Source organism: Donghicola mangrovi (genome assembly GCF_013377535.1).
Taxonomy (GTDB): domain Bacteria; phylum Pseudomonadota; class Alphaproteobacteria; order Rhodobacterales; family Rhodobacteraceae; genus Donghicola; species Donghicola mangrovi.
This window is the reverse complement of sequence record NZ_JABCJE010000014.1, coordinates 44,506-67,598: the sequence shown is the minus strand read 5'-3', so window position 1 is coordinate 67,598 and position 23,093 is coordinate 44,506. Positions and strand designations below refer to the sequence as shown.

Sequence of the window (23,093 nt, the reverse complement as noted above, 5' to 3'; positions counted from 1 at the left end):
CTAATGTTTGATTACTTGGTGAAGGGGTTGCGCACCGTTGCGCTGACCGCCACCTGCGCACTGGCCACCGCTGGCGCTCTGCACGCGCAGGACGTTCGGATTGGCGCAATGCGCGAAGGATCGTCGTGGTATGTGTTCGCCGCGACCCTTGAACAGATCATCGAGCCCATTCTGGGGGCTAACTCGGTCGAGGTGATCGCCCGTGGTGGCGGGGTGGCAAACCCCCTGATCGTGCAGGGCGGCAACGCCGAGATTGCTCTGTCCAACGTGGCCACTGCGATCTGGGCCCATGAGGGCGCCGATGTCTACGAGGGCCGTTCGGCCCCCGATATTCGGGCGTTGGTTGGCGGGTTGAACGATGTTTATGTGGGTGTGCTGGCGCGCAATGCCTTTCTTGAAGGCGCAGGCAGCAACGATCTGGACGACATTGTGGCCTCGGACAAACCGATCCGCGTGCTGATGAAGCCGGTGGGGTCTTCGGCAGTTCCTGTGGCCGACATGATCTTTGCGGCCGCGGGTACCAGTGCTGAACAGATCAAGGCTAATGGCGGCGACATCATTCAGGTGGATACCGGCCAGATCGCCGATATGATCCGCAACGGCAACGCAGATATCTACATCGATACCATGATCAAAGGGCACCCCACGATCACCGAGGTTGCCCTGACCACCCCTGTTTCCTTCCTTGATCTGCCTGACGGAATGGCGGCACACGCCGCTGAACTGGGCCTTGAAATCGGCACCTACGGCCCCTGGTTCGAAGGACAAACCGCCGCAACCAGCGGTGCAAACCTTGGGACTGTTCTGATCGCGAACGCTGATCTGGACGAGGAAACCGCCTATCAGATCACCAAGGCCCTGATCGAGAACGCAGATGCGCTCAAGGCCTCGCACGGGGCGTTTGCGCGGTTCGATCCAGCCGCCGCGGCAGACCCGTCCAACACGGGCATCCCCCTGCATCCGGGTGCCGAGCGGTATTTCCGCGAAGCCGGCATTCTGAAGTGACGCACAGGGCTGGCGGCCCCCGAGCCGCCGCCCATCCTTGACCTGCACATCCCCGGGAGGAGTCTATGTCCGCAGGACAGTTAAATCCGGCTGCGCGCCACACGGCCTTTGCCATTGGCGTGGCGTTTGTCGCCTTTCAATGCTGGATCCTTTACGCACCCCAACAGCCCCTTTTCGAACGCCCCGTCCATCTGGGGCTCGCGATGGTGTTGCTGATTTTGTACAAGCCCCTTGGCGGGCCGCTGCCCGTCTGGGCCCGCACCATGATCGAACTGATCCTGATCGCGGCCAGCATCGGCGTCAGCGCCTATTACCTGATCGAATATCCCCGCCTGACCACGCGCATGGAGAATGTTGACCCCGTTCTGTTGCAGGACATCGTGGCGGGCACCGCTCTTGTCGCCCTGCTGCTAGAGGGGGCACGGCGCGCAGTCGGCATGATCCTAGTCTATGTGCTGGCGGTGTTCATCGCCTACGCCTTCTGGGGAAATCTGTTGCCCGGCTGGATCGGCTTCCGCGGCTTCGGCCCTGAAGCCGCGATCGAGATCAGCACCATGTCCACAGCCGGCGTGCTGGGGGTGACCACTTCGACCTCGGTCAGCTTCATCTTCTACTTCATCCTCTTTGGCGCGTTTTATGGCGCTGTTGGCGGCGGGCAGTTGTTCATCGACCTGGCCATCCGGCTGGCGGGTCGCGCAACAGGCGGTACGGCCAAGGCTGCGATCATCGGCTCTTCTCTGATGGGCTCGATCTCGGGGTCGGCAGTGGCGAACGTGGTGTCCACTGGCGTGTTCACCATTCCCCTGATGAAGCGCACAGGCATCCCCGACCACCGCGCCGCCGGGATCGAGGCCATCGCCTCGACCGGAGGGCAGTTGATGCCACCGGTGATGGGGGTTGCTGCCTTTATCATGGCAGAGATGTTGGGAATGCCCTACGCCAAGCTGGCCTTGGCCGGCCTGATCCCCGCTCTGGCGTTCTATCTGGCACTGCTTCTGGTGGTTGATCTTGGAGCACGCCGTGACGGCATCCGCGCCCTGACAGAAGAAGAAATCGCCGCCACCGATCCCATCCTGCCCCGCCTGCATCTGATCATTCCGCCGATCCTGCTGGTGGTTCTGCTGGTGAAGGGGTTCTCGGCCAGCTACTCGGCGGTCATCGCATCGGTCGTGTCGTTGGTGGTGCCGTTCTTGCGCAAGGGCACTTGGATCGGTCGGGCCGAACTGGCCGAGGCCTTCCGCGACGCCCCCAAGCAAGCCGCTGAAGTCGCGGTACCGATTGCCGCCATCGGCCTAGTCATTGCTGTGGCCGTTCAATCCAATCTGGCACTGAAGTTTGCCGGATCGCTGATGTCCCTGTCCGAGGGGTCGATATATGCTTCGCTAACCTTGGCTATGGTCGGGTGCATCGTCATGGGCATGGGCCTGCCCACGGTGGCGGCCTATATCATCGGGGCGGTCCTATTCGTTCCGGCGATCCAGAACCTTGGGGTCGAACCTTTGGCGGCGCATTTCTTTATCTTCTACTACTGCGTGCTGTCGATGGTAACTCCGCCCGTTGCACTAGCCTCTTTCGCAGCGGCTGCGGTCGGGCAGGCCTCAACGGTGAAAACCAGCATGTCCGCGTTCGGCCTGAGCCTAGTAGCGTTCTTCGTGCCCTTTGGCTTCGTGTTCGACACCGGAATCCTGTGGCAAGGTTCCTATGGCCAGATCGCTCTCAGCGCTGTCGGCTTGATGGTCGCGACATCTCTGTGGGCCGTGGCCTTTGGCGGATGGTGCATTCGTCCACTTGCCATGCCAAGCCGTGCGGTGATCGGTTTGGCAGGCCTGTGTGCGGTGATCGCCCCGTCTGGATCTATAGTCTGGCTTGGCGGGCTGCTTGTGGGATGGGGTTGTGTGCTGCTGCTGGTGATGTGCGCGAAGCTCCCCGACACGCGCCTCAACCGCGTTGCCTTTAGCGGAACATAAATCCCCGCGGCCCGCCCGATGCCTGTCGGGTGGGCCGTATTTGTTTGCTCGGAAATCTCTGACCCTCTTGTTGGCTACAGCGAAATCCCGCTTTCGCTCCGCAGTTCGTCCTTCGATCACGGCCCGGAACCGCCGTTGGAAGGTGCGGAATCAACTGGCAGCTTTGCGCCCCCACCTCAGTCGTTCCAAGCGACATAGCAATTGCCTGCAAGCGGACGTTAGGTCTGACCGGTTGCCTTCTGTGTCAGGGTTAGTAGGCGACCGAGAGGCTTCTTTATGAGGCTTCCCTACGAGCTGCTCTTCCGGAGCAGCGTTTGCGGCGCTCCGTCGTTAGATATATCAGAAAAACACGAGCTGACGGCTTGTATCTAGCGAAACGATTCATACGGAGGCGGTTTGGGTTCAACTGCAGGCAGAGAACCTCAATTTCTAGCCATCATGTCGGCACGCTAGCTTATTGCACGCATTTCGCGAATTCTGCTTCAGGTGCGAAGATAATTCACCGAAGGTCAATACGTCGCCTTGAGCACAGTGAATACGCGGGAACCATTCCGGCGTCGATACCTTCACGAAGTTCTAAAAAGCCAAACTTGCCAGCGACTTGTCATGCCAAGCATGCCATGTCTCTGGGTGGTGAGTTCTCAAGTAGAAAACGGAACAAAAGTGAACGTACTCTCTTGCAGTCGGCTCATGTCTCCCCCATCTTCTGGTTGAAATGCAAAATTCTAACCAATGCGGTGCGGCGACGAGGACCCCTACAGATGACGGCACACATGAAGTTCTTCCCGACCGGGAATGCTGACACGACCTTTATTCAGCTTGCGAACAATCAGGTCATCCTGATGGACTACGCGCACATGCGCAACGAGAAAGACCCCTTCGATAAGCGGATCGACCTCCCGACAGCAATCCGGGATGCCATGGACGAGGCCGGTCAGGAATCTTTCCGGGTGGTTGCCTTCACTCATCTCGACAAGGACCACATCTTCCGTTCCAGCGAGTTCTTCTGGTTCGAACATGCGGCCGCTTATCAAGGCGGCGACCGCATGAAGATCGACGAACTCTGGGTGCCCGCCGGCGTCCTGACGGAGGTCGCTCTCGACGACGATGCCCGCGTGATCCGGCAGGAAGCCCGGCACCGTCTGAAGGAAGGGAAGGGCATCAAGGTTTTCTCTCGTCCGGATGCCCTCAAATCCTACCTTGCGGACAACGGTCTTACGCTTGAGTCCCGGATGCACTGCATCGTCAATGCGGGCGAGCTGGTTCCTGGTTTTAACAAGTCGGGTTCGGAGTCTGTCGAGTTCTTCGTACACAGTCCTTTCGCCTGGCGCACCGATGCTGGCCTGGTCGACCGAAATCAGGGATCGATCGTCGTGCAGATGACGCTGCGCGAAGGCATGAAAGAGTCCTATGTCTTGCTCGGTGCGGACATCGATCACGAAAGCCTCTCTCAGATCGTCCGGACGAGCCGCGAACACGAAAACGAGGACCGCCTGCACTGGGACGTCCTGAAGCTGTTCCACCACTGCTCCTACCTGTCGCTGTCGCCTGAGAAGGGCGAGGACATGACGGAGCCTGTCGACGACGTGAGGTGGCTATTCGAAGAGCTCGCTCGCGAGAACGAAATCATCGTGTCCCCCAGCAAGCCGATCCCGGTGAAGGGTACGGACGCCGATAAGGACGTGCAGCCTCCGCATCGTCAGGCCGCGGCCTACTACCAAAAGATCATCAAGGATTCCAACGGCAAGTTTTTGGTCACGATGGAGACCCCCACTGAAGCCCGGCCGAAGCCTATCCATCTGAAGATTACCGCCCAAGGTGTCGCTGTCATGCTCGCGGCGGCGGCGACCGCTACAAGCGTCGCCGCGTCGACACCTACGCGGGCCGGCAGGAACGGCTGACGGAATGTACTGGCAGCCTGAAGGATCGAACGTCGTCGACGTCCAAGAATTCGCCAATCCTCTTGCGAAGGCGCTTCATGACTATGTCGTGGGGCCGGGCGACAGCTACACTACCCTCGGAGAGTGCCGACGGTTCGAAGAGTTCGATCTTCTTTCATTCGACCTGGTGGTCGAGCGGCCGCAGCGTCCCGTCTATGACATACTGCCTGTGGAATCATTGACCCTGTGTTTCGCGCGGACCGGCTCAATGGCGTTTGCGGTCCTCGTAGCCCGCCCGGATTTTCCCGACACTCCGCATCAGAACCTGATGCCGGAAGGATTCCCCGCCTGCATCTGCATCGACGACCGGCCATGGCAGGACACTCGGAGCTTCTACACCGCCGCCGAACTCATGGGTCGTCTGAGCGGCTGGTTCGAGAAGGCATGCCAAGGCGAGCTTCACGGCGCTGGTCAGCCCCTCGACCCTCTTTTCCTTCCGGACAGTTTCAGCCAGATTATCTTGAAGAACGATTTCTGGGAGGCGGCTAGGCTAGGCTCGAGCCTGTTCATCTGGGCCGTCGACCAAGAAGCCCAGTGCATCTTCATTGGGGGATCAAGGCCGTCGGGTGCCAGAGGCGACGATATCCGCTTGATGGCCTTCCATTGCGCGATCGAGCCACAGCAGATGAAGCGGATAAAGAGGGCGCCCCGAGATCTCGGACAGTTGTCGGACTTTCTGGTCGATGCTGGGGTCGATTTTCCGATTCTGCTCCAGCAGTCCATCAAGGACTGGGTGAATGGCAAGAAGGAAATAGGAGACGGCAAGCGTATCACCTGTTTTCTGGTGACGATGCCCCAGATCGATCCGACCACCAGTGATGTCGGAACGACCGAGACGGTAGCGTTCGTGACGGCATACAGCCCCGGAGAGATCGGCGAGAAGATGGGCTTCCTCTTGCGCAACGTCTCCGGCGAGGCGAAGGGGATCAACTTCCTCCCTAATTTCGGCGCGCGCGTATCGATGGATGCGGTGCGCGACTTTCCGGTATCTATGTCCTTCGTTCACAAGGAGTTCGATGCAGCCGGTGCGGCCCTTCTCTCTGGCGAGCCCCATGCCGACGACCGTCGAGTGCTCATGATCGGCGCCGGATCCGCCGGTTCGGCGATCTCGGAAATACTCGCCCGACAGGGGCTCTTCAAATGGACGATCGTAGACGACGACACTCTACTTCCCCACAACGTGGCGAGGCACACGCTCAACAACCAGTTCGTCGGTAGAAGCAAGGCCATCGGGCTCGCTAACAGGCTCATGGGGATCAGGGACGACGTTGATGCGCGTCCTGTCGTCGACAACGTCCTGACCCCAATCGACAAGGCGGTATTGGATCAGCAGATCGGCGACGCCGAATTCATCCTCGACGCCTCTGCCACTGTTCCCGTTTCCCGGTGGGCGTCCGACCTGCCGAGCGCTGCCCGGCGTCTCTGCGCGTTCTTCACGCCCGATGGTAAGTCCGCGGTGCTCATGATCGAGGACGAGGCGCGCTCCTTGACACTCCGGGATCTCGAGACCCTGTATCTCCGCGAGGTGTTGCAGAACCCCGCTCTCGAGGGCCACCTCGGTGCCGTCGACCGGATGCAGTATACCGGGGCGTGCAGAGCGCTTACTAACAGGATCCCGATGGCGTCGATCCAGATGTTTTCGGGCCTGATCGCTGCAGGGATCGCATCCGGTGTCAGGACGACGAATGCGGCGCTCAAGATCTGGACCGTGAATGAGGATGGCGTAAGGAGCACTACGGTTTCCGGCACCATGTCGACGACGAAGGCCGAGGGTTGGTCGGTCGTCCTGCCAGCCTCTTTGAAGCTTGAAGTCCGCCAACGCCGTTCGGCGGCGCTGCCATCGGAAACCGGTGGATCGCTGATGGGAATGTTCGATTTCGAACGCCGTCGCGTCGACGTCGTCGGAGCACTTCCTCCGCCCAGCGACAGCGTCGGCACTTCGTCGTCGTTTACTCGCGGCATCTCCCGGCTGCGCAAGGACATCGAGGCTGCTGCCGCCCGGACAGGTAACCAGATTCGGTACATCGGCGAATGGCATTCGCATCCGGCCGGCCGTTCCTCACGTCCAAGCGGCACCGATCTCGAACAGATCAGGCAACTAAGGGACGCCATGGAACTCGACGGCCTACCTGCCGTGTCATTGATCGTTGCGGAAGACGACATGTCGGTGCTCTTGGCCGGAACGAGGAGGTCGGCAAATGGATAGCGTCAAAGACAGGCTGCGGCTGGGCCTCGCTCTTTCGGGCGGCGGTGTCCGTGCCGCGGTGTTTCACCTGGGCGTACTCCGGCATCTTGCAATGTTGGGCCGCCTCGAGGAAGTCACGCAGATTTCGACCGTGTCCGGAGGGAGCTTGATCGTGGGCGCGATCTTCTCCCACGCTGATCTCAAATGGCCGACCTCCAGACAGTTCCTGGACGAGATCTATCCCGAACTTCGCAAGAGGCTTACGGCCGGCGACCTGTTCAGCCTCACCGCCCTGGGTTGGCGCGGGATCCTTCGCGAGAACATTCGAATCCTTTTTCGAAGAGCCGAAATCCTTCCGAAGCTTCTCGCCGCTCGCTGGGGTGTCAGAGGATCCGTGAAGGATCTGCCTGACACACCGGAATGGCATATCAACACGACCTGCTTCGAGACCGGCAAGAACTGGCGGTTCTCGAAGAGGTTGATGGGGGACTGGCAGTTCGGGCGTCACTTCAGCCCGGACGTCCCGATCGCAACGGCCATTGCGGCGTCGGCAGCGGTGCCATACGCGATTGGCATCCTGCGGCTCGAGTTACCGGAACATGGCTGGTGGAAGACGGATCGAGCGACCAAAACACCAAAGGAGAAGATTTCACGCCCGATGCAGCGCGTTCGGCTCTGGGATGGTGGTGCATACGAGAACATGGGTCTGGAGGCTATCTACAAGCCCGCTGACGGCCTTCAGGGATGTGACTTCCTCATCTGCAGCGATGCCTCGGGCCCTTTGACTGCGCCGCGGCCTTTTTCGATCACCGGGATGCTTCAGGGCAGGCTCAACTCGCCGCGGCTCTTCGACATTGCAAGCGATCAGATACGGGCACTGCGTTCCCGCATGCTGATGGGATCGATTTTGCGTGGAGAAGTGAAGGGCGTTCTACTACGAATGGGCGTGTCCATGCGGCAGTTCGAGATGGATTCCACGGCACTCGCGGAACGGCTCACCGACGAGCAGGGCGCCGTCTCGTTGAACTACCCGACCAACTTGACCCGAATATCGGAAGACGACTTCGACCTTCTTTCACGCCATGGCGCTGAGGTTTGTGAAGCCACCTTGGTCACTTACATGAAGTGACCTTGTGGACTTGCACCGTTTCTGTTCCGGTGTGTTGCTCATGTTATGCGCCGATTTTTCGAATGCTACGGGTGATTTTCCATCCAGTGCTGAATGGCGCCTGCGCGGGTTGTAGAAGCCGTTGATGTATTCGAACACCGCGACTTCGACATCTCGGCGCGTCTGCCATGTGTTTCGCCAGATCAACTCGGCCTTGAGGGATTTGAAGAAGCTCTCAACAGCCGAGTTATCAAAGCAATTTCCCTTGCCACTCATGGAAGGCATCAGCTTGTGACGACGCAGGCGCTTCTGGTACTCGTGAGCGCAGTATTGGGCTCCGCGATCGGTATGGTGAATGCAGTCAGGTTGGGGGCGCCGCAGGGCGATGGCCATGTCCAAAGCACGCAGGGCCAGATCCTGCTTCATGCGGTTGCTGATCGCCCAACCAATCACACGCCGCGAATATAGATCAATGATGACAGAGAGATAGGACCAACCTTCACGCGTCCAGATGTAAGTTATGTCCCCAGCCCACTTCTGATTTGGCGCCGTCGCAGTGAAATCCTGGTTCAGGCGGTTCGGGGCAATGTTGAAGCTGTGATCGCTGTCGGTGGTGCGTTCAAAATTGCGGCTGCGTAAAACCTGGATACCGTTATCGCGCATGATCCGGGCGACGCGGCGCTGGCCGACCTGAATACTTAGCTCTTTCAATTCCTGCGTCATGCGCGGACGGCCATAGCTGCCCAAGCTAAGCCGGTGCTGTTCGCGGATATGCGCCAAGAGGATCATGTCGCGACGCTGATGCCGTGACGACGGTCTGCTTCGCCACGCACGTAACCCACGGTCCGAAACCTGCATCATGCGGCACAGACGGGCGCGTGAAAGATCTCCGCGATACTCCGCAATGAATTGAAATCTCATTGCTTTTGGCTTGCGAAGAAGATCTCGGCCTTTTTTAATACCTCCCTCTCCTCCCGTAAAATACGGTTCTCTTTGCGCAAGCGCTCATTCTCGCGGCGCAGCTCCGCGTCCTCGGCGGCCGCCGGGTCCGTCGAATAATCACGCATCCACTTGCCCAAGGTCGAAAACCCGACCCCAAGATCTGAGGCTACCTGTCGACGTGTCAGGCCGCTGTGCATCGCGATCCGAACCGCCTCGCGCTTAAAGTCTTCACCATGTTTGGGTGCCATATCCGGTCTCCTTTATGGCGAGCATTGCTCGCAGAAAACCGGAACGGAAGTGATGCAAGTCCAGTCTACTTCAGCTCGACGCCGAACTTCAGGTTCGTCCGCGTCCCGGACGTTCGTGAACCGCGCAGCGAACGACCGCTCTCCGCCCATTGTGCCGGATTTTTACCAGAGCCGCAGCACTTGACGTTCAGAAAAACATATCCTATTTTCTGACATGGAGTTGAGCCATGATCACGTCAAAAGTCAAGCAACGTATTCTCGGAAAAGGACGGGGCGCGATCTTCGCGCCGTCAGACTTCCTCGATATCGGATCGCGAGCAAGCGTAGATCAGGCTTTGTCGCGCCTGACCGATCAAGGTGTGATCCGGCGGCTGACACGGGGGCTCTATGACTACCCGAGGCAAAGCCCGCGGTTTGGGCTTCTGGCGCCATCTACCGATGACATTGCGCGCGCTGTCGCGCGGAAGGACAATCAGGTTCTGCAACCCTCCCCCGCCATGGCAGCAAACCAGCTGGGTCTGTCCACTCAAGTACCCTCTACCCCGACCTACATGACCGACGGACCGACTCGAACGAAGAAAGTCGGGCGACAGGTGATCCAGTTCCGTAAAGCTTCTCCGAAGACATTGGTTGGAGCTGGGTCGAAGACAGGCACTGTCTTTCAAGCGCTGCGCTATCTCGGCAAGGATCGCATGGACGATCAAGTGATCGGGAAAATCGCGCGGACGCTGGACGCCAAGGATCGAGCACAACTCGCAAAGCAAAGTAAACACGTCCCGGCCTGGATGCATCCGGTCGTCCAGCAGATTGTGGCGCACACCTGAGCATGGATCAGTTCGCGAACGATATACCTGAGCATCGAGACGAAACCTTTGTACAAGCCGCAGCAGAACTTGGCTTTGGTAAGACGATTGTCGAGAAGGATTTTTGGGTATGCTGGTCGCTCCAGCATCTTTTCGCCTTGCCTTCATTTGGCGACCACCTGATCTTCAAAGGAGGCACGTCGCTTTCGAAAGCCTATAATGTGATCCACCGGTTTTCCGAGGACGTCGATCTGTCGCTCGACCGCACCCAACTCGGGTTTGAGGGAGATCGCGATCCAGAAAACCCTGACCTCTCAAGCGGCAAACGCAAATGTCTGCTGCAAGATCTTCAAGATACCGCCGAAGCCACCGTCGCCGGCCCCCTGCTCGACGAAATCAACACCACCTTCTCTGCGCACCTGGACCAGTCTTTCTCACTTCAGATCGACGAAAGCGACCCTCAGACCGTGTTATTCGCCTACCCGTCTTTAGGTGGCAAAGACACTGGCTACATCCAGCCGTTCATTCGGTTCGAGTTTGGCGCGCGTGGGGCACAGCTCCCAGCTGAACAACGTTCAATTGAGACATACATCCAACAAGCCTTTCCGAGCCTCCCTGGGGTGAACGCCGTCGAAGTCCAAACTCTCGGGATCGAACGAACCTTCTGGGAGAAAGCGACGATCCTCCACATGCTGTTCCATCAGGATGCGAAGAAGCCGCTCGCAGACCGAATGTCCCGTCACTACTACGACATGGCTCAGCTGATCAGGCATGATGCAAAGACGCGCGCGCTAGCCAACATCGACCTCCTAAACGAGGTCGGCCACCACAAGTCGGTGTTCTTCAAGGCGGCTTGGGCAAGATATGAGGACGCAAAGCAGGGATCACTGCGCCTATTTCCAAACGAGAAGCTCAAGTCAGCCCTCCGCCGAGATTACGCAGGAATGCGGGAAATGATCATCGGCGAAGTGCCGACTTTCGATGATTTGATGAGCGCAATCGCAGAGCTAGAAGCCGAAATCAACGAATGCTGATCACCACAACCTGTCGGCTGGCACAAAACTCGGCTTGGCGCATCGGTCCTCCCCATCCTCTGCCACTAGCTTCTCATGAGTTATAGGATGCCTTTCTATAACTCATCCATAGCGAGGAAATGAGTGATAGGGCCTATGGCACGACCCACGCGCATCAACCTTCCGCCAATCCCGCATCCTCAAGCTGCTCCCGATCGGGCAAATCATGCAATGTCTCTAAATCGAACACTGCGAGGAACTTCTCTGTCGTCACATAAGTGTATGGCGCACCGCGACGCGGGGACCGTGGCCCCGTCCCGATCAGACCATGTTCGTGTAACCGCCCGATCAGGTCGCGGCTGATTTCCTTGCCGAAGATATCCTTCAGTGCGTCGCGCGTGATTGGCTGGTGGTAGGCGATCGCACCGAGAACCGCCACGTCGAACTCGCTGAGATCCAAAGCCTGCTCGCCAACATCCGCCGCAGCGCGAATGGCAGGCGCATAAACCGGCCGCGTCCGAAACATCCAGCCACCGGCGACCTGCGCAACTTCAAAAGCCCGCCCCTCCAGATCCGCAGTCAGGTCGTCGATCAACAAATCAACAGAGGCCCCCTGCCCCACGACGCGGGACAGATCCTCACGCGGCACAGGCGAGGCAGTAGCGAAGAGAACGGCTTCGATCCGGCGCATCCATTCCCGCCAGCGCAGGTCAGGTGGCAATTCCGAAAGCTCGCGATCCAACGACTCCTCAGGTTTGTTTTTCGCCACGCCTACACCCCATAGAGCCGGAAGGTTTCACGGCCGGTCAGTTCGCGAATAGCTCCAAGATCGACCAACCGGTCACAGAGCCGCCGCGCCGCGCGATCCGGCATCGGCAAGACCGCGGGGGCGACCGCATCGCGGGTCAGAAACATCTCGACCGCCTCGGCGGCTGCTTTGGCTCGGAGTTTCGGGGCAACGGATTTTAGGTGCGCGGCCCGTCGCGTGACCTCCTTAGCCAGCCGGACGGCCTCAATGGTCGACGCTACGACCGCGCGATGACAGGCTAGGCGCAGGTCCTCACCTTGCTTCTTCAGATCGGCGCGTTTCAGGCCGGCAGCGAGCAAGGGCAAGAGGCACTCCCAGCCAAGGGCCTGCGACAGGGCCCCATCGGCAAGGATCAGCGCTGGCCCCTCGGCCCGCGGCGCGTCCGCTAGCACGGCCTCCAGCACCATCGCAGCCCGTGTCATCGCTGCACCCTGCCCTGCATCGAGCCACGGGGCAATCTGGTCTGCATCTATTGCTGGCAATGCCCGCCCTAAGGCTTTGACCGATACCGGCCGCTCCACCGCGCGGCGCCAGGCAAGGTAGGTTTCGCCTGCGGGTCCTGGCAGATCGCCGGGACGCATGAGATGCACCGCATCGCGCAAATCCCCTGCCCGCTCCGGACGTCCAGAAAAGACCATGCAGGCCTCCGCCGCGCGCAGCGCCAATCGATCCCGCAAGAGAGCCTGTGGAACGTCCTTGCGTTCCAGCACACCCTGTAAGTGACTCAATGCTGCGCCGGAAAGAAATGCCGCATCTTCAATGTTTTCCGCACGTTCAACGGTTGCCCAGATCGGTAGTCTGGGGAGTAAATCTGGGTCACTGAGAAGATCAGAGCGGTGGTAAGGCATAGGTATATCGTAACCCATGGCGGCGCTTAAATCCAGAAATATGCACAATAAGCGCCCCAGCTTGTCAAACTCATTTATGTCCAATAAGTTTACATTATCGGACACGAAAAGACGTGACAGAGAAACATGGTCTGTCGTTTTAGTTTCATGGGTGGATTCGGCCGAAATCGCCTCTCTCGTCGAGGAAATTTCCATTTAACCGGTGGACTGGCCTCTTGCTCAATCTGTGGACTCGCGCTGATCCAGCGTCAATCGCGCGCTTTCCTTTGCCGTTCCGTAGATCCCGCCCATCGGTGAGCCACGGCAATGGGGCGGCGCGCCGGAATAGGACAAGGGCGGCCTCCGGCAGGACCGCACCGGGCACCAGATCTGCTCCAAAGAGATCATGCAGTATCACCAGCGTCAGAGCCCGCCAGCGCACTGATAGGTGCTGAAGAGGTGCGGACCGACCGACGGCCGCACGAGCCTCGTAGGGACAATTCCAACCCGGTTCGTCGTACCAGAGCGCGAGGACGGGCCGGGCCGCCCCGTCGCGGTCGAGCGGCGCCCACAGAGTGCGAATTGCATACTCGAGTCGATCGAGATGGCCAGTGTCCCCTCTGACGATTTCGCTGATCTGGCGTTGGAGATCGAGGACACCTGCGGCGAAATCCAACTTAAAAGGGTCCTCTGCCTCCCCTCCCCCACCAGTCAGAACGGCGTCGCACTTGCGGCAGAAGGGACGCAGCAGGCCATTCAACATGCGAAGGGAAAGCCTCAGGTGACCGCGACAAGTGGGGCAGCGATCCAGGAGCATGGTCCGGTGTACCGGGCAAACCACCTGCTCCGTCAATCGCCAATGCCCTCGCAGATAGGCATCGCGACCGGCAGCAACATCCGCATCGAAGCAGGCAAGGCAGACCAGCACTGTCTCGGTCAGACACCAATCCCGCGGCTGAGCAGGATATCGGGACGCCAGCGACCTGCGACGAAGCCGTTCCGGATCGATCCTGCAGGCCTTCGCCCAAAGCATGAGCAGCCCCATATCCGGCGCCACATCGTCAACCTGCCGCGCGCCTGCGTCCCTCCCCCCCTGCCCCGCCAGGTACACCATCAGCTCAAGGGGCTCCGCCCCGTAGCGCGCGGCAACCCGCGCCATCCAGGACGAGAGCAGTTCGTCCCGGAACGGACGCGGCGCGACGGGCAGTCGGGCCGAAACCATCATGCCCCGACCCGTTGTTGCACGGGCTTGCCCCGCCGCCGAGCAGTCTGGGTCATCGAAACCAGCGGCAGCACCAGATTGTCGCCGAAACTTTCCGCGTCGAGGCGCTCCTTGCCCGACCGGACCGCATCTTCCGCCGCCGTCTCGATCAGGCGGAAGATGCGCGCCGTCACGCCGGAGGTCAGCTTGTGAATCCGCCCTCGGGCCTCTCCGCTGATCAGATCGGAGGGCTCGCGCAAGGGCAGGATGCGTTCGAAGCTTTTCAGGAGTCCCGCGAAGGCGACATCGTTCTGCCAGGGCTTGAGATGGAACGCCTCGAAGCGCTCGGCCAGTTGTGCATCGGTCAGCAGTGCCTGCCGTGCCAGATCCGTGCCGGCACACACCAGTGGAATTCGAAGGTCATTGGCCAGAAACCGGATCGCATTGAGAAAAATCCGCTGTTGCCGGAAGGTGCCGGCCAGCATGCCGTTCACCTCGTCAAGAATGATCATCTTCGCCCCCACGGTTCGCAGCAGCGACCGGCAGATATCCTTCTCACGGGCGAGCGTGCCGCCTGTCATCGCCGGTGCGCCCATGCTGGCCAGAAGTTCGCGGTAAAGATCGCGCTCGATGGGTTCGGATGGCACCCGCGCGACAACTACCGGGCGGTGGTCAACGCCGGTGATCTGGCTGAACTTCGGCGGGTGGTCACGTTCAAACTTGCGGACGATCTTGGTTTTACCCATGCCGGTGTCACCGTAGATCAGCAGGCATGGCATCCGGTCACGCGGTGGATAGGTCAGCAGGTTCTCCAGACGTGCCAGAGCGGCCCCTGACTGATCGAAACCGATCCAGCGGTCAGCGCGGATCCAGGCGATGCGCTCATCATCAGGCAGCGCCGCGAACCGGCGGTAGGCCTGATCGACATGTGCAAATGCGCTGTCCTCAGTCACGACCATTCCTCAACTTCGAACCCCGGGTGGTCCCGGAGCACATTCTCGCTTTCCTTAGGCTCGGGGTCGGCATCCTCAGTCTCGTAGGCTCCTACCCCATCAAGCGCTCGGTTCCGTCGCTCGGAAAACCGCCTGGCTTCCCGTGTCCTGATGCTGGCAGCATCAACCAGGGCGCGCTGCTCCTCGATCACCGCGAATATGAGGTCTTCGTCCTCGAGCGCGCGCCCACGCTCGCGCAAGATCGCCTGCGCACGACGATGCTCCGCAAGGGTGATCGACGGATGGCGAAGGTCCGCAAACCGCACAGCATAGCGCTGACCCTGAGGGCTCCGGACAAAGACCATGGAGAGGTCGCGAGGATCGTAGGAAACGCGCAATTGCCGGTCCTGCCTACCAGCCCAGAGGCTCAGGACATCGTCCCAATACCGCAGGCCGAAGAGATGGATGCCATCGCGGCGTACCATGCGTTCCGTGCTCGGCAGGAAGTCGATCCGGAACCCCTCGGGATCGTAAGGCCGGCGCAATGGTGCCTCACGCCACCTATAGGCCTCGTTCCAGGCCGCGACTGGCGGAATGCCGAGCGAGCGGTGCCGTTCGGCATGATAACGGGTGATTTCCAGCGCCAACCAGTGCTCCAGCTCGTCGAGCGTCATCGCCGACTTGCCCACGGAATCATAGTCGCCGCGGTCCTTGATGCTGCTGAAGGTCGATCCCGGCAGCAGGTGGACCGCCCCCATCATCGTGCCGATCAGCCGCTCGATGTGACCGCCGTAATGTGGCGCCCCTATCGGCCGATACTGCAACGAAATCCCGTGCTCCTCGGCGCCCCGCTTCATCGCTTTTGAGCGGAACTCCTTGGCATTGTCGACGTGAATGGTCTCCGGCAATCCCTCGGCGGGCCAGTCTGCGTCGATCCCCAAGCTCTCCAGCCAGTCGAATTTGGGCTGCACTAAGTGCTGAATGGCCAGTGCAACCGACAAGGCTGATGGCGGCTCCAGCGTCAGATAGAACCCTGCCACCATGCGGCTGGCGACGTCGATAGCAAGGGTCAGCCAGGGCCGTTGCAAAGGCTTCCGATGAACCCGGTCCACGACGATGACATCCATCAACGTGTGGTCGATCTGAACCACCTCATAGGCCCGTTCGACATGATAGCTGCCTGACACCGGGTGATGGCGCTGGCGAGAGGCCTTAGCGCCCTCACGCGCCGCCATGAGTTCCGCCGGATCTATCGCCGCCACACGGTCCCGCAGCGTGGTCCAGCACGGGGGACGCAAACCCCTCTGACTGCACCGCCTGCGCACCTCCTTTTGCAGGGCGTTGATGCTCGGCTTCTGGAGGGACTTGTAGAACTCCTCGATCGCCCCCGAAATCACCGCTTCGATCTCGTCAGGCAGCCGGCGGCTGCCCGTCGGTGTCCCAACCTGAGCCGCCAGCAACGAACTGGCGACCGGGCGCGCCTTGTACGCTGAGATCAATTCGTACAGGCGAGAGCGCTTGAGACCAAGATCGCGGCAGGCCTTTAGGAATTCGGCACGGTTCGGTGGCGCCTTGCTTGCAAGGCGACGGATCACAGCTTCCCGCGCAACCGCCTGTTCCCACGCAGCATCGTCGACGGCGTTGATGTCTGCTCGATCCACCATGGCCAAACCCGGAAAATAAGTGTCTTATGTCCGATAATGAAACTATAATCCGGGAATGAAACAAGAACATGAACGTAATGATATCAATACGTTAGTGTCCACTCATGGAACAAGAACGACATCAATTTGATTGCCGGATTCAGTGGAAAAAATGCCCTCAGAGACCGAGAAATCGACGCCAGCGCCCACTGAGGAGCTGAAAGAAGCTCACAAAAACGAGAGAGCCGAAGTGGAAAGCGATGGCATCACCATTCCCTCTCATGTCGCTGGCTCCGGGACGCTCGATCGCTTGATCGACACTGCACGCGACTATGCGCTCGCAGCTGCCTCTGACAACACGCTGAAGGCCTATGCCAAGGATTGGGCGCACTTCGCGCGCTGGTGCCGGCTGAAAGGGACGGCCCCCCTGCCCCCATCGCCAGAAATAATCGGGCTCTATCTCGCGGACCTGGCGTCGGGGTCGGGCCCCTCCCCTTCGCAGTCGGCGTCCCGATCCCTATCCGTCACAACCATCGATCGCCGCCTCTCCGGTCTCGCCTGGAACTATGCGCAACGGGGTTTCGCACTTGATCGCACGAACCGGCATATCGCAACAGTACTGTCAGGGATCAAGCGTAAGCATGGCCGTCCGCCAGTGCAGAAGGAAGCCATTTTGGCCAAGGACATCCTCGCGATGGTTTCCACGCTGCCGCATGACCTGCGCGGGCTACGAGATCGTGCGATCCTGTTGCTCGGCTACGCAGGAGGCCTCCGCCGCTCGGAAATCGTGAGCCTCGATGTACATAAAGATGACACGCCAGATTCCGGCGGATGGATTGAGATCATGAAGAAAGGCGCCCTCCTGACCCTCAATGCGAAGACAGGTTGGCGCGAGGTCGAGATCGGCCGCGGCTCTAAGGATCAGACCTGCCCAGTGCATGCTCTCGAGCAATGGCTGCACTTTGCAAAGATCAGTTTCGGCCCCGTCTTTGTAGGGACCTCGCGCGATGGCAAGCGCGCCCTCGATACACGGCTCAACGACAAGCATGTGGCCCGGCTGATCAAGCGCACAGTCCTAGACGCCGGCATCCGCTCCGAACTGCCCGAAAAGGAACGTCTGGCGCTGTTCTCTGGCCACTCGCTGCGTGCCGGCCTGGCCAGTTCCGCTGAGGTCGATGAACGCTATGTTCAGAAACAACTTGGTCATGCCTCAGCCGAGATGACCCGCCGCTACCAGCGCCGGCGCGATCGGTTCCGGGTGAACCTGACCAAAGCTGCCGGTCTCTGACCCCTGCCCCATCACGCCGCCTGCCCGCTGAGCCTGCCATAGAAGCTGCGCTCGAGATGCAGCTCCCCTGCCCCGGCCTTTTCTACCATGCCGCGCAGATAGCCGCCCGGCGACGCAACCTCGCCCGCGCAATGCTTCTCGAAGACAAGCGCTAGCGCTGCTGTCGCCACCTGTTTGCCCAAACGGTCCTGCGCGACGTTCCAGGCATGGTCGGACACCCCGATCATCGGCCTGAGTTGACCCGCAACACGATGCAGATCGCCCCAATCCTTCAGGAACCCGCCCATATTGCGCGCCCAGGATGCGAATTCAGGGCAGGCCTGCATCACGGTGGGCAGATCCAGCGCAGCGCGCTTCTTGCGCACATCGGCAACCCATTCTTCCAACTCCCTATCAACTTGGTCCTCGGGTTGAGAATTGGGTACCACGGCCGCGACTTCCTCATTTTCTGAGGAATTACGAGTTACAGGATTAAGTTGGTTTGTAATTAGTATATGAGGGTCAGAAATGACCTTCCTGGGGTTCATTTTTTGAGTCTCCTTGGTAACTTGCTCCTTGGTTTCCGGCGTGTTTTCCACAGATTGAACAACCTCTGTTGCCTTGAGATAGGCAGCCTCGACGCGCTCCTGAAGCTCCTTGAACCAAGTCAAGAGTCGTGCAAGCTGCTCTGAGGCTTCGTGACGGCGCGGAAGCCGTTCCAGAAGCTCCTCGAAGAGACCCGTGAATTGCGTCCAGGGGCCGCGCAGCGCACTGCTGACGGCCGCCTCGATCCGAGCGCGGATCATACGGCGTGCCACGGTGATCTGACGCTTCAGGCGCTGACATAGCTCGCGCTCGACCTGCAAATCGGCATGGAGCTCCTCGAACTCCTCGACACGCGCCGACAGCGGCGACAAATCGAAGCCGTAGGCCTCGACAATGCGCCCTTCGGCGTCCCTACGGCCCCATCGCTTGCCGTTCGGGCTGTCTTGGAAGGAAATCACGCCGATCTCGGCCAGTCGCCGTGCGTGGCGCTTGAGTGCAGAGAGCGAAAACCCCGTCTGCTCCATCAGATAGGCATTCGATGCCCAGACGATCGGGCGCTGCCCCTCCTCCCAGTCCTGGGCCTGCGTAAAGGCCCCAAGCGTATCGAGGAGCATCATGTCTCCGGCCTTGAGGCCGATGTAGGCCCCCACCCGCTTGACGGCCACGAAGGCCCGCGTTTTGGGTACAGCCATCTGTTCACCGGCATGGGCAAGCTGCTCTGCGGCAGCGAGGCCCGCGGAGGCTCTACGCCAGCCTGAGGGTTGCCATGCGATGGGCATATTTCTCTCGTGCTGAGGCATACCTGCCTCAGTCGCTCCAGACGGAGCATCACTGAATTTTTCCATGTTTTGTCAGCAGACAAAGAAATCCCGTTCGCTCAGAAGCGTTTTCTCTTGTGTGGCGATTCGGTGGCTGCTAGATTCTAGGTGTCTAATCTAAGAACTGCGCTCTGCGCAGCAGCCCTCGAAGCTTCGGTTTCGGGGGTTTTCTTTGTTTACCTTTCCTCCTTTCTGCTCGTCCTCACTTGTCATCCTCCGAGTTTACATCTGTAAATTCGGCGTAGGATCTCTTGATGATGTCCGCGAGATTGCTCTCAAGCCAGTTTGCGAACTCGGCACTTGTGCCGGACTTCTTCACCGAAAGAGATACGCTCCCTCGGCCTGCTTTGATGACGACACCGTCCATCGGCGTAATCTCACGAGGACCGCTGGACGCTTTCGTTCCGCGCTTGCTTGCTTGCTTGATCAGCGCTTCCAACCGCTCATCAGACGTCAATGAGGCGCTGATCTTGGCCAGCAGGTCGAGTGCGACTTTCTCGGAGAGCTTCCGTTCGAGGAATAGCTCGGCAAGGTCTGTCCACCTCGGCCTGCCGGATTTGGGTGCTGCACCTATCAGGTCGCCAACTCTGGACGGGACATTCTGCGTCACCTTCGTCAGGTGTGAATGCCCTGAGGCGGAAAGATTCAGAACCTGGCGCACTGTCGCGCTTTCGTGACCCGCTGCTTGAATAGCCTCGGCAAAACGCGCCTTCTCGTAGAACGAGAGGTTTCGACGTGCTGCATTTTCCAGCCCTTTAGCCAACAACGCCGTGGCGTCATCGACATCCTGAACGTTTGCACGCACCTTGATGCCTAGCTCTCGGCACGCTTTCAGACGGCGGCGGCCATAGATCGCTTCAAAGCGCCCGTCGGCAGCCTTGGAGCGCCGAACGAGGATTGGGACCTGCTGACCGCCTTCGCGGATGCTATTCTTTAGCGCCTCAAAACCCTCATCGTCATCCTCGGCGTTTACAGCTGTAAACTCATCCAATCGATCCTTCGGCCCCCAATCATCGATCAGACCGGGATCAATCTCACGGATAGACGCCAGTGACCCCTGAAGAGCTCCTAATGCTGGTGCACTTGTCTTGGGAGGCTTCTCAGTCGAAGTGCTGCTGGAACGCGCGATAGTGTTCGCGATCCCCGACATATCTCGAAGTGATTTCCTTGCCATTACTTACGCCCCCATGATTGGTGGATCATGAATTCCACTTCGTGGCCGACGGCATCCATCGAACCTTTTGCGCGATCGTAGGTCGCGCGTGTCATCTCGGAGCGCACGACTTCATAGATGGATTGTTTGAGCATGGTCGCATCACTGATGGCTGTGCTCTTGAGAGCGGTCGCCGACATAACGCGATCTTGGAAAAGCGCACGCATAAATGAGGTCAGCTGTTGTGAGGGCACATCCGTTGGCTCGTCCCGCGTGATCAGGAACTTGAAGTGATCATACTGTAGAGTCGCGCCAGCGTCCTCGATCACCCCCATGTAGGCACCGGCGAGTTCGAGGAACTGTGCGGTCGACGAAACATCCAACATCGAAGGCGTCAACGGGACGATCAGCGAACTTGCCGCGGCCATTCCAGCAATGGTCAAAAAGCCCAGCTGTGGTGGGCTGTCCATCAGGACGAGGTCGAAATCACCTTCGACCTGGGACAATGCGCTTCGGATGCGTGTAAAGAACGGCTGGTCGGGGTTCGAATGGACGGCAGATTCAGTCTCGAATTCCGACAGCATGAGGCGCGACGGCGCGATCGAAAGCCCGGGGAAGTAGGTGGGAACCACGACATCGGCCATGCTTACTGGATCGTCGTAACGGATCGCGTCATAGACAGTCAGCCCATCAAACTCGATTTCCGGGCTGATGCCGCACATGGATGTGAGAGACCCCTGGGGATCCAGATCAACGACCAACACTCGGTAGCCGCGAAGCGCAAAATAATGCGAAAGATGGATGCTCGTGGTGCTCTTGCTCGACCCGCCCTTGAAGTTCATCAACTGCCAAACTTGCAGTTTCTCTTCACCTGACCGTCGAGGCAGATAGCGCCCTTTCTTGCGTGACGACTTCTCTAGAATCTCGCGTGCATCCCATATCTCTTGCGCCGTGTAGAAGCGCCGCCCTCCACGAACATCTTCGGGCTCTGGGATGGTTCCCTCTGAGTGCAGCTTTCGCATGAACTGACCGGAGACCCCGAGGAGTTCTGCAGCCTCAGGTGCGGAAAAAGACCGTAGCGCTTTTGTGCTATCTGGGGCGAAAGCTGAAAGAAGATGCTCCCGGATAGCAGCATTCAACCGCTCGGAAATATCTGTCGCGAGTGCTGAAGGCTTCTCGTTTGCCAGTGGTGTCACAGGAATCATCTAGTTGCCTCAAATTCGAAAATATGGCCTTTTTCGCGCCACTTGAGGATAAGAGCGGTGATTCACAGCGCTAAGTCAAGATTTTTCCTCTATATAGTGCCTATTGAGGTGGGAAGAGACTATATGCGCAAACAGCGCTGGCTTCGAAATTTACAGCTGTAAACGGGCTGGCAGAGGAGAACCGCTGCCAGCCGTTGGTTCACCCGGCGTCTTTCGGCCCCCAAAGGGACAGCGGCCTGCAGGGGCAGCTCGTCCTGGTTCGCGGCCTTACCGAGGTTGGTGTTGAAGCCGTGGTCGCGGATCGTCAGCGTGTAGTAGTCGGCGCCGGTCTCCGTATTCTGCTTATTCCAGATGCAGCCACATTCGACCAGCTTGCCGCGCAGTGAGCGGCCGAGGACACGGTGCGTGGGGGCCATCGAGTTCGCGCTCGCGACGGGTTCGACCTTGCTGTCGAGATCGAAGATCAGAGTCGAGACGGAGCCGACGCCCTTGGCGGTTTCGATGCCGGTGCAGGTGAATATGATGCAGTTCGAGGTCATTGCTCTTCGCCTAATTTGCGTTGCAATGATGGTCACCTTGCAGCTGGCCAAGGCCCGGGAGGCGAAGCGCAGCGGAGAGGGGCAGGCGCCGGTTTTTTTGCCTCGCGAGGAATGACCCGCAGGGTCAGGGGAAAATGATCAGCGACAACCTTTGAGAACGGAACGCAAGCTGCGACCAGCATGTCATGCAAATCAGATAAAGGGCGAATTGCGATGGCCGCGAATGGATTTGGGTGAACAGTCGAGGTGGGTTCCAGAGAGCGAAAGTTGATGCGTGGATCATAGCTAGAGCAGGCATTTTGATATCTACGACAATTGCCTGTTACCCGACTCAATGAGAAAGAAGTGGTAGCTATGCCTTCTGCCCATGATAACCACGTGCCTCGAACTCCAGTCGGCCAAGTTCGGAAAGCAAAGCGACCTCAGGGGACTGGTTACCGTACGACCGCTTCCTATTCATCAGCATTTCAATTGTGTTCACACGCGTTTGCAATCCGGTTGGACTGACGGCCATCTTTAGTCGACTCAGCGCGGCTTGGTCACGGTCTTTCTCAAAGGCTGTCAGCGCATCGAGGATCTCCTCACCTCTGCTTCTTGGCCGATCAGAAAAGTCAGGATTGCTATCTCGGCCAAGCATAGGATCTGCCGCAGCTGCGACCAGCCCCTTGTCGATGGCGCTCGTGATTTCTTCAATCAATTCGCGCCTATAACCTTGGGACCCAGAAAAGTGGGCATTGCCGACAAATAGGTTCGGAAATCGAAAGTGCCTTGCAACAAGTCCAGGAAGCATCTCTTGAATATGAATGACACCGGACAGCAACTGATGCGTGCTCTCTGCATAGCTGTCTGAGCGCCAAGTTCCAAATCCTTCCAGTTTCTGAAGAATGCTGTCGACGACGACATCCCCAGTGTTCCAGTATTTCATAGTTACCTCACCACGGGG

General features: G+C 59.2%; 18 protein-coding genes and 1 pseudogene. 8 read left to right on the top strand and 11 right to left on the bottom strand.

The annotated features are described in order from the left end of the window. The first annotated feature begins 3 nt into the window (after window positions 1-3). From HJ536_RS18740 to HJ536_RS18720, 5 genes are all read left to right on the top strand, one after another. Window positions 4-1,005, top strand: coding sequence for a TAXI family TRAP transporter solute-binding subunit (locus tag HJ536_RS18740; protein WP_177158933.1), 1,002 nt, complete (start codon window positions 4-6; stop codon window positions 1,003-1,005). Window positions 1,006-1,070: 65 nt separating this feature from the next. Next, the gene (locus HJ536_RS18735) at window positions 1,071-2,972 is read left to right on the top strand and encodes a TRAP transporter permease (RefSeq protein WP_177158932.1); all 1,902 of its coding nucleotides are present in this window, start codon (window positions 1,071-1,073) and stop codon (window positions 2,970-2,972) included. Window positions 2,973-3,733: 761 nt separating this feature from the next. Further along, window positions 3,734-4,873, top strand: coding sequence for a ComEC/Rec2 family competence protein (locus tag HJ536_RS18730; RefSeq protein WP_177158931.1), 1,140 nt, complete (start codon window positions 3,734-3,736; stop codon window positions 4,871-4,873). Window positions 4,874-4,877: 4 nt separating this feature from the next. After that, on the top strand, window positions 4,878-7,118 hold the full coding sequence (locus tag HJ536_RS18725; protein WP_177158930.1) for a ThiF family adenylyltransferase: 2,241 nt from the start codon (window positions 4,878-4,880) through the stop codon (window positions 7,116-7,118). After that, complete coding sequence (locus tag HJ536_RS18720; RefSeq protein ID WP_177158929.1) at window positions 7,111-8,226, top strand: patatin-like phospholipase family protein; 1,116 nt, start codon at window positions 7,111-7,113, stop codon at window positions 8,224-8,226. Before HJ536_RS18725 ends, HJ536_RS18720 begins: the two co-directional genes overlap by 8 nt. A 45-nt stretch (window positions 8,227-8,271) precedes the next feature. On the opposite strand, the pseudogene HJ536_RS18715 reads toward HJ536_RS18720, so the two are convergent. Continuing rightward, a pseudogene (locus HJ536_RS18715) lies at window positions 8,272-9,395 on the bottom strand (IS3 family transposase); the annotation flags it as partial. Window positions 9,396-9,622: 227 nt separating this feature from the next. Between HJ536_RS18715 and HJ536_RS18710 the strand changes: the two are divergent. Both HJ536_RS18710 and HJ536_RS18705 read left to right on the top strand, forming a co-directional pair. Further along, window positions 9,623-10,219 carry a DUF6088 family protein gene (locus tag HJ536_RS18710; protein ID WP_177158928.1) on the top strand — a complete coding sequence of 199 codons (597 nt, stop codon included), beginning with the start codon at window positions 9,623-9,625 and terminating at the stop codon, window positions 10,217-10,219. A gap of 2 nt (window positions 10,220-10,221) precedes the next feature. After that, entirely contained in the window at window positions 10,222-11,232 is a 1,011-nt protein-coding gene (locus tag HJ536_RS18705) for a nucleotidyl transferase AbiEii/AbiGii toxin family protein (RefSeq protein WP_177158927.1), read from the top strand. Between the two features lie 154 nt (window positions 11,233-11,386). On the opposite strand, the gene scpB is transcribed toward HJ536_RS18705, so the two are convergent. The 5 genes from scpB to HJ536_RS18680 form a co-directional block, all read right to left on the bottom strand. After that, a complete protein-coding gene (gene scpB / locus HJ536_RS18700; RefSeq protein WP_228028816.1) occupies window positions 11,387-11,902 on the bottom strand; it encodes an SMC-Scp complex subunit ScpB in 516 nt (171 codons plus the stop codon). 80 nt (window positions 11,903-11,982) lie between these two features. Beyond that, on the bottom strand, window positions 11,983-12,867 hold the full coding sequence (locus tag HJ536_RS18695) for a DUF1403 family protein (protein WP_177158953.1): 885 nt from the start codon (window positions 12,865-12,867) through the stop codon (window positions 11,983-11,985). A 145-nt stretch (window positions 12,868-13,012) separates the two neighbouring features. Continuing rightward, window positions 13,013-14,005: a TniQ family protein gene (locus HJ536_RS18690; RefSeq protein ID WP_265575610.1), complete on the bottom strand. Its 993-nt coding sequence runs from the start codon at window positions 14,003-14,005 to the stop codon at window positions 13,013-13,015. Between the two features lie 62 nt (window positions 14,006-14,067). Next, a complete protein-coding gene (locus HJ536_RS18685; RefSeq protein ID WP_177158925.1) occupies window positions 14,068-15,006 on the bottom strand; it encodes a TniB family NTP-binding protein in 939 nt (312 codons plus the stop codon). Further along, window positions 14,997-16,643, bottom strand: a complete 1,647-nt coding sequence (locus HJ536_RS18680) for a Mu transposase C-terminal domain-containing protein (protein ID WP_177158924.1) — start codon at window positions 16,641-16,643, stop codon at window positions 14,997-14,999. Before HJ536_RS18680 ends, HJ536_RS18685 begins: the two co-directional genes overlap by 10 nt. A gap of 151 nt (window positions 16,644-16,794) precedes the next feature. Between HJ536_RS18680 and HJ536_RS18675 the strand changes: the two genes are divergently transcribed. Continuing rightward, window positions 16,795-17,910, top strand: a complete 1,116-nt coding sequence (locus HJ536_RS18675) for a tyrosine-type recombinase/integrase (protein WP_177158923.1) — start codon at window positions 16,795-16,797, stop codon at window positions 17,908-17,910. Window positions 17,911-17,921: 11 nt separating this feature from the next. Here the strand turns inward: HJ536_RS18675 and repC are convergent, their stop codons facing one another. From repC to HJ536_RS18650, 5 genes are all read right to left on the bottom strand, one after another. Then, window positions 17,922-19,214 (bottom strand): plasmid replication protein RepC, encoded by a 1,293-nt coding sequence (gene repC / locus HJ536_RS18670; protein ID WP_177158922.1) that lies wholly within the window; start codon window positions 19,212-19,214, stop codon window positions 17,922-17,924. A gap of 241 nt (window positions 19,215-19,455) precedes the next feature. Then, window positions 19,456-20,403: a plasmid partitioning protein RepB gene (gene repB / locus HJ536_RS18665; RefSeq protein WP_228028813.1), complete on the bottom strand. Its 948-nt coding sequence runs from the start codon at window positions 20,401-20,403 to the stop codon at window positions 19,456-19,458. A gap of 23 nt (window positions 20,404-20,426) precedes the next feature. After that, window positions 20,427-21,611 carry a plasmid partitioning protein RepA gene (gene repA, locus HJ536_RS18660; RefSeq protein WP_177158920.1) on the bottom strand — a complete coding sequence of 395 codons (1,185 nt, stop codon included), beginning with the start codon at window positions 21,609-21,611 and terminating at the stop codon, window positions 20,427-20,429. Between the two features lie 119 nt (window positions 21,612-21,730). Then, window positions 21,731-22,150, bottom strand: coding sequence for a DUF736 family protein (locus tag HJ536_RS18655; RefSeq protein WP_228028812.1), 420 nt, complete (start codon window positions 22,148-22,150; stop codon window positions 21,731-21,733). Window positions 22,151-22,502: 352 nt separating this feature from the next. Continuing rightward, entirely contained in the window at window positions 22,503-23,075 is a 573-nt protein-coding gene (locus tag HJ536_RS18650) for a hypothetical protein (protein ID WP_177158919.1), read from the bottom strand. Window positions 23,076-23,093 lie beyond the last annotated feature (18 nt).

Excerpts from the sequence above, each read along its gene's own strand:
- HJ536_RS18740 (WP_177158933.1), top strand. The coding sequence starts at position 4 with ATGTTTGATTACTTGGTGAAGGGGTTGCGCACCGTTGCGCTGACCGCC.
- HJ536_RS18735 (WP_177158932.1), top strand. The coding sequence starts at position 1,071 with ATGTCCGCAGGACAGTTAAATCCGGCTGCGCGCCACACGGCCTTTGCC.
- HJ536_RS18730 (WP_177158931.1), top strand. The coding sequence starts at position 3,734 with ATGACGGCACACATGAAGTTCTTCCCGACCGGGAATGCTGACACGACC.
- HJ536_RS18725 (WP_177158930.1), top strand. The coding sequence starts at position 4,878 with ATGTACTGGCAGCCTGAAGGATCGAACGTCGTCGACGTCCAAGAATTC.
- HJ536_RS18720 (WP_177158929.1), top strand. The coding sequence starts at position 7,111 with ATGGATAGCGTCAAAGACAGGCTGCGGCTGGGCCTCGCTCTTTCGGGC.
- HJ536_RS18710 (WP_177158928.1), top strand. The coding sequence starts at position 9,623 with ATGATCACGTCAAAAGTCAAGCAACGTATTCTCGGAAAAGGACGGGGC.
- HJ536_RS18705 (WP_177158927.1), top strand. The coding sequence starts at position 10,222 with ATGGATCAGTTCGCGAACGATATACCTGAGCATCGAGACGAAACCTTT.
- scpB (WP_228028816.1), bottom strand. The coding sequence starts at position 11,902 with ATGCGCCGGATCGAAGCCGTTCTCTTCGCTACTGCCTCGCCTGTGCCG.
- HJ536_RS18695 (WP_177158953.1), bottom strand. The coding sequence starts at position 12,867 with ATGCCTTACCACCGCTCTGATCTTCTCAGTGACCCAGATTTACTCCCC.
- HJ536_RS18690 (WP_265575610.1), bottom strand. The coding sequence starts at position 14,005 with ATGGCGCGGGTTGCCGCGCGCTACGGGGCGGAGCCCCTTGAGCTGATG.
- HJ536_RS18685 (WP_177158925.1), bottom strand. The coding sequence starts at position 15,006 with ATGGTCGTGACTGAGGACAGCGCATTTGCACATGTCGATCAGGCCTAC.
- HJ536_RS18680 (WP_177158924.1), bottom strand. The coding sequence starts at position 16,643 with ATGGTGGATCGAGCAGACATCAACGCCGTCGACGATGCTGCGTGGGAA.
- HJ536_RS18675 (WP_177158923.1), top strand. The coding sequence starts at position 16,795 with ATGCCCTCAGAGACCGAGAAATCGACGCCAGCGCCCACTGAGGAGCTG.
- repC (WP_177158922.1), bottom strand. The coding sequence starts at position 19,214 with ATGCCCATCGCATGGCAACCCTCAGGCTGGCGTAGAGCCTCCGCGGGC.
- repB (WP_228028813.1), bottom strand. The coding sequence starts at position 20,403 with ATGTCGGGGATCGCGAACACTATCGCGCGTTCCAGCAGCACTTCGACT.
- repA (WP_177158920.1), bottom strand. The coding sequence starts at position 21,611 with ATGATTCCTGTGACACCACTGGCAAACGAGAAGCCTTCAGCACTCGCG.
- HJ536_RS18655 (WP_228028812.1), bottom strand. The coding sequence starts at position 22,150 with ATGACCTCGAACTGCATCATATTCACCTGCACCGGCATCGAAACCGCC.
- HJ536_RS18650 (WP_177158919.1), bottom strand. The coding sequence starts at position 23,075 with ATGAAATACTGGAACACTGGGGATGTCGTCGTCGACAGCATTCTTCAG.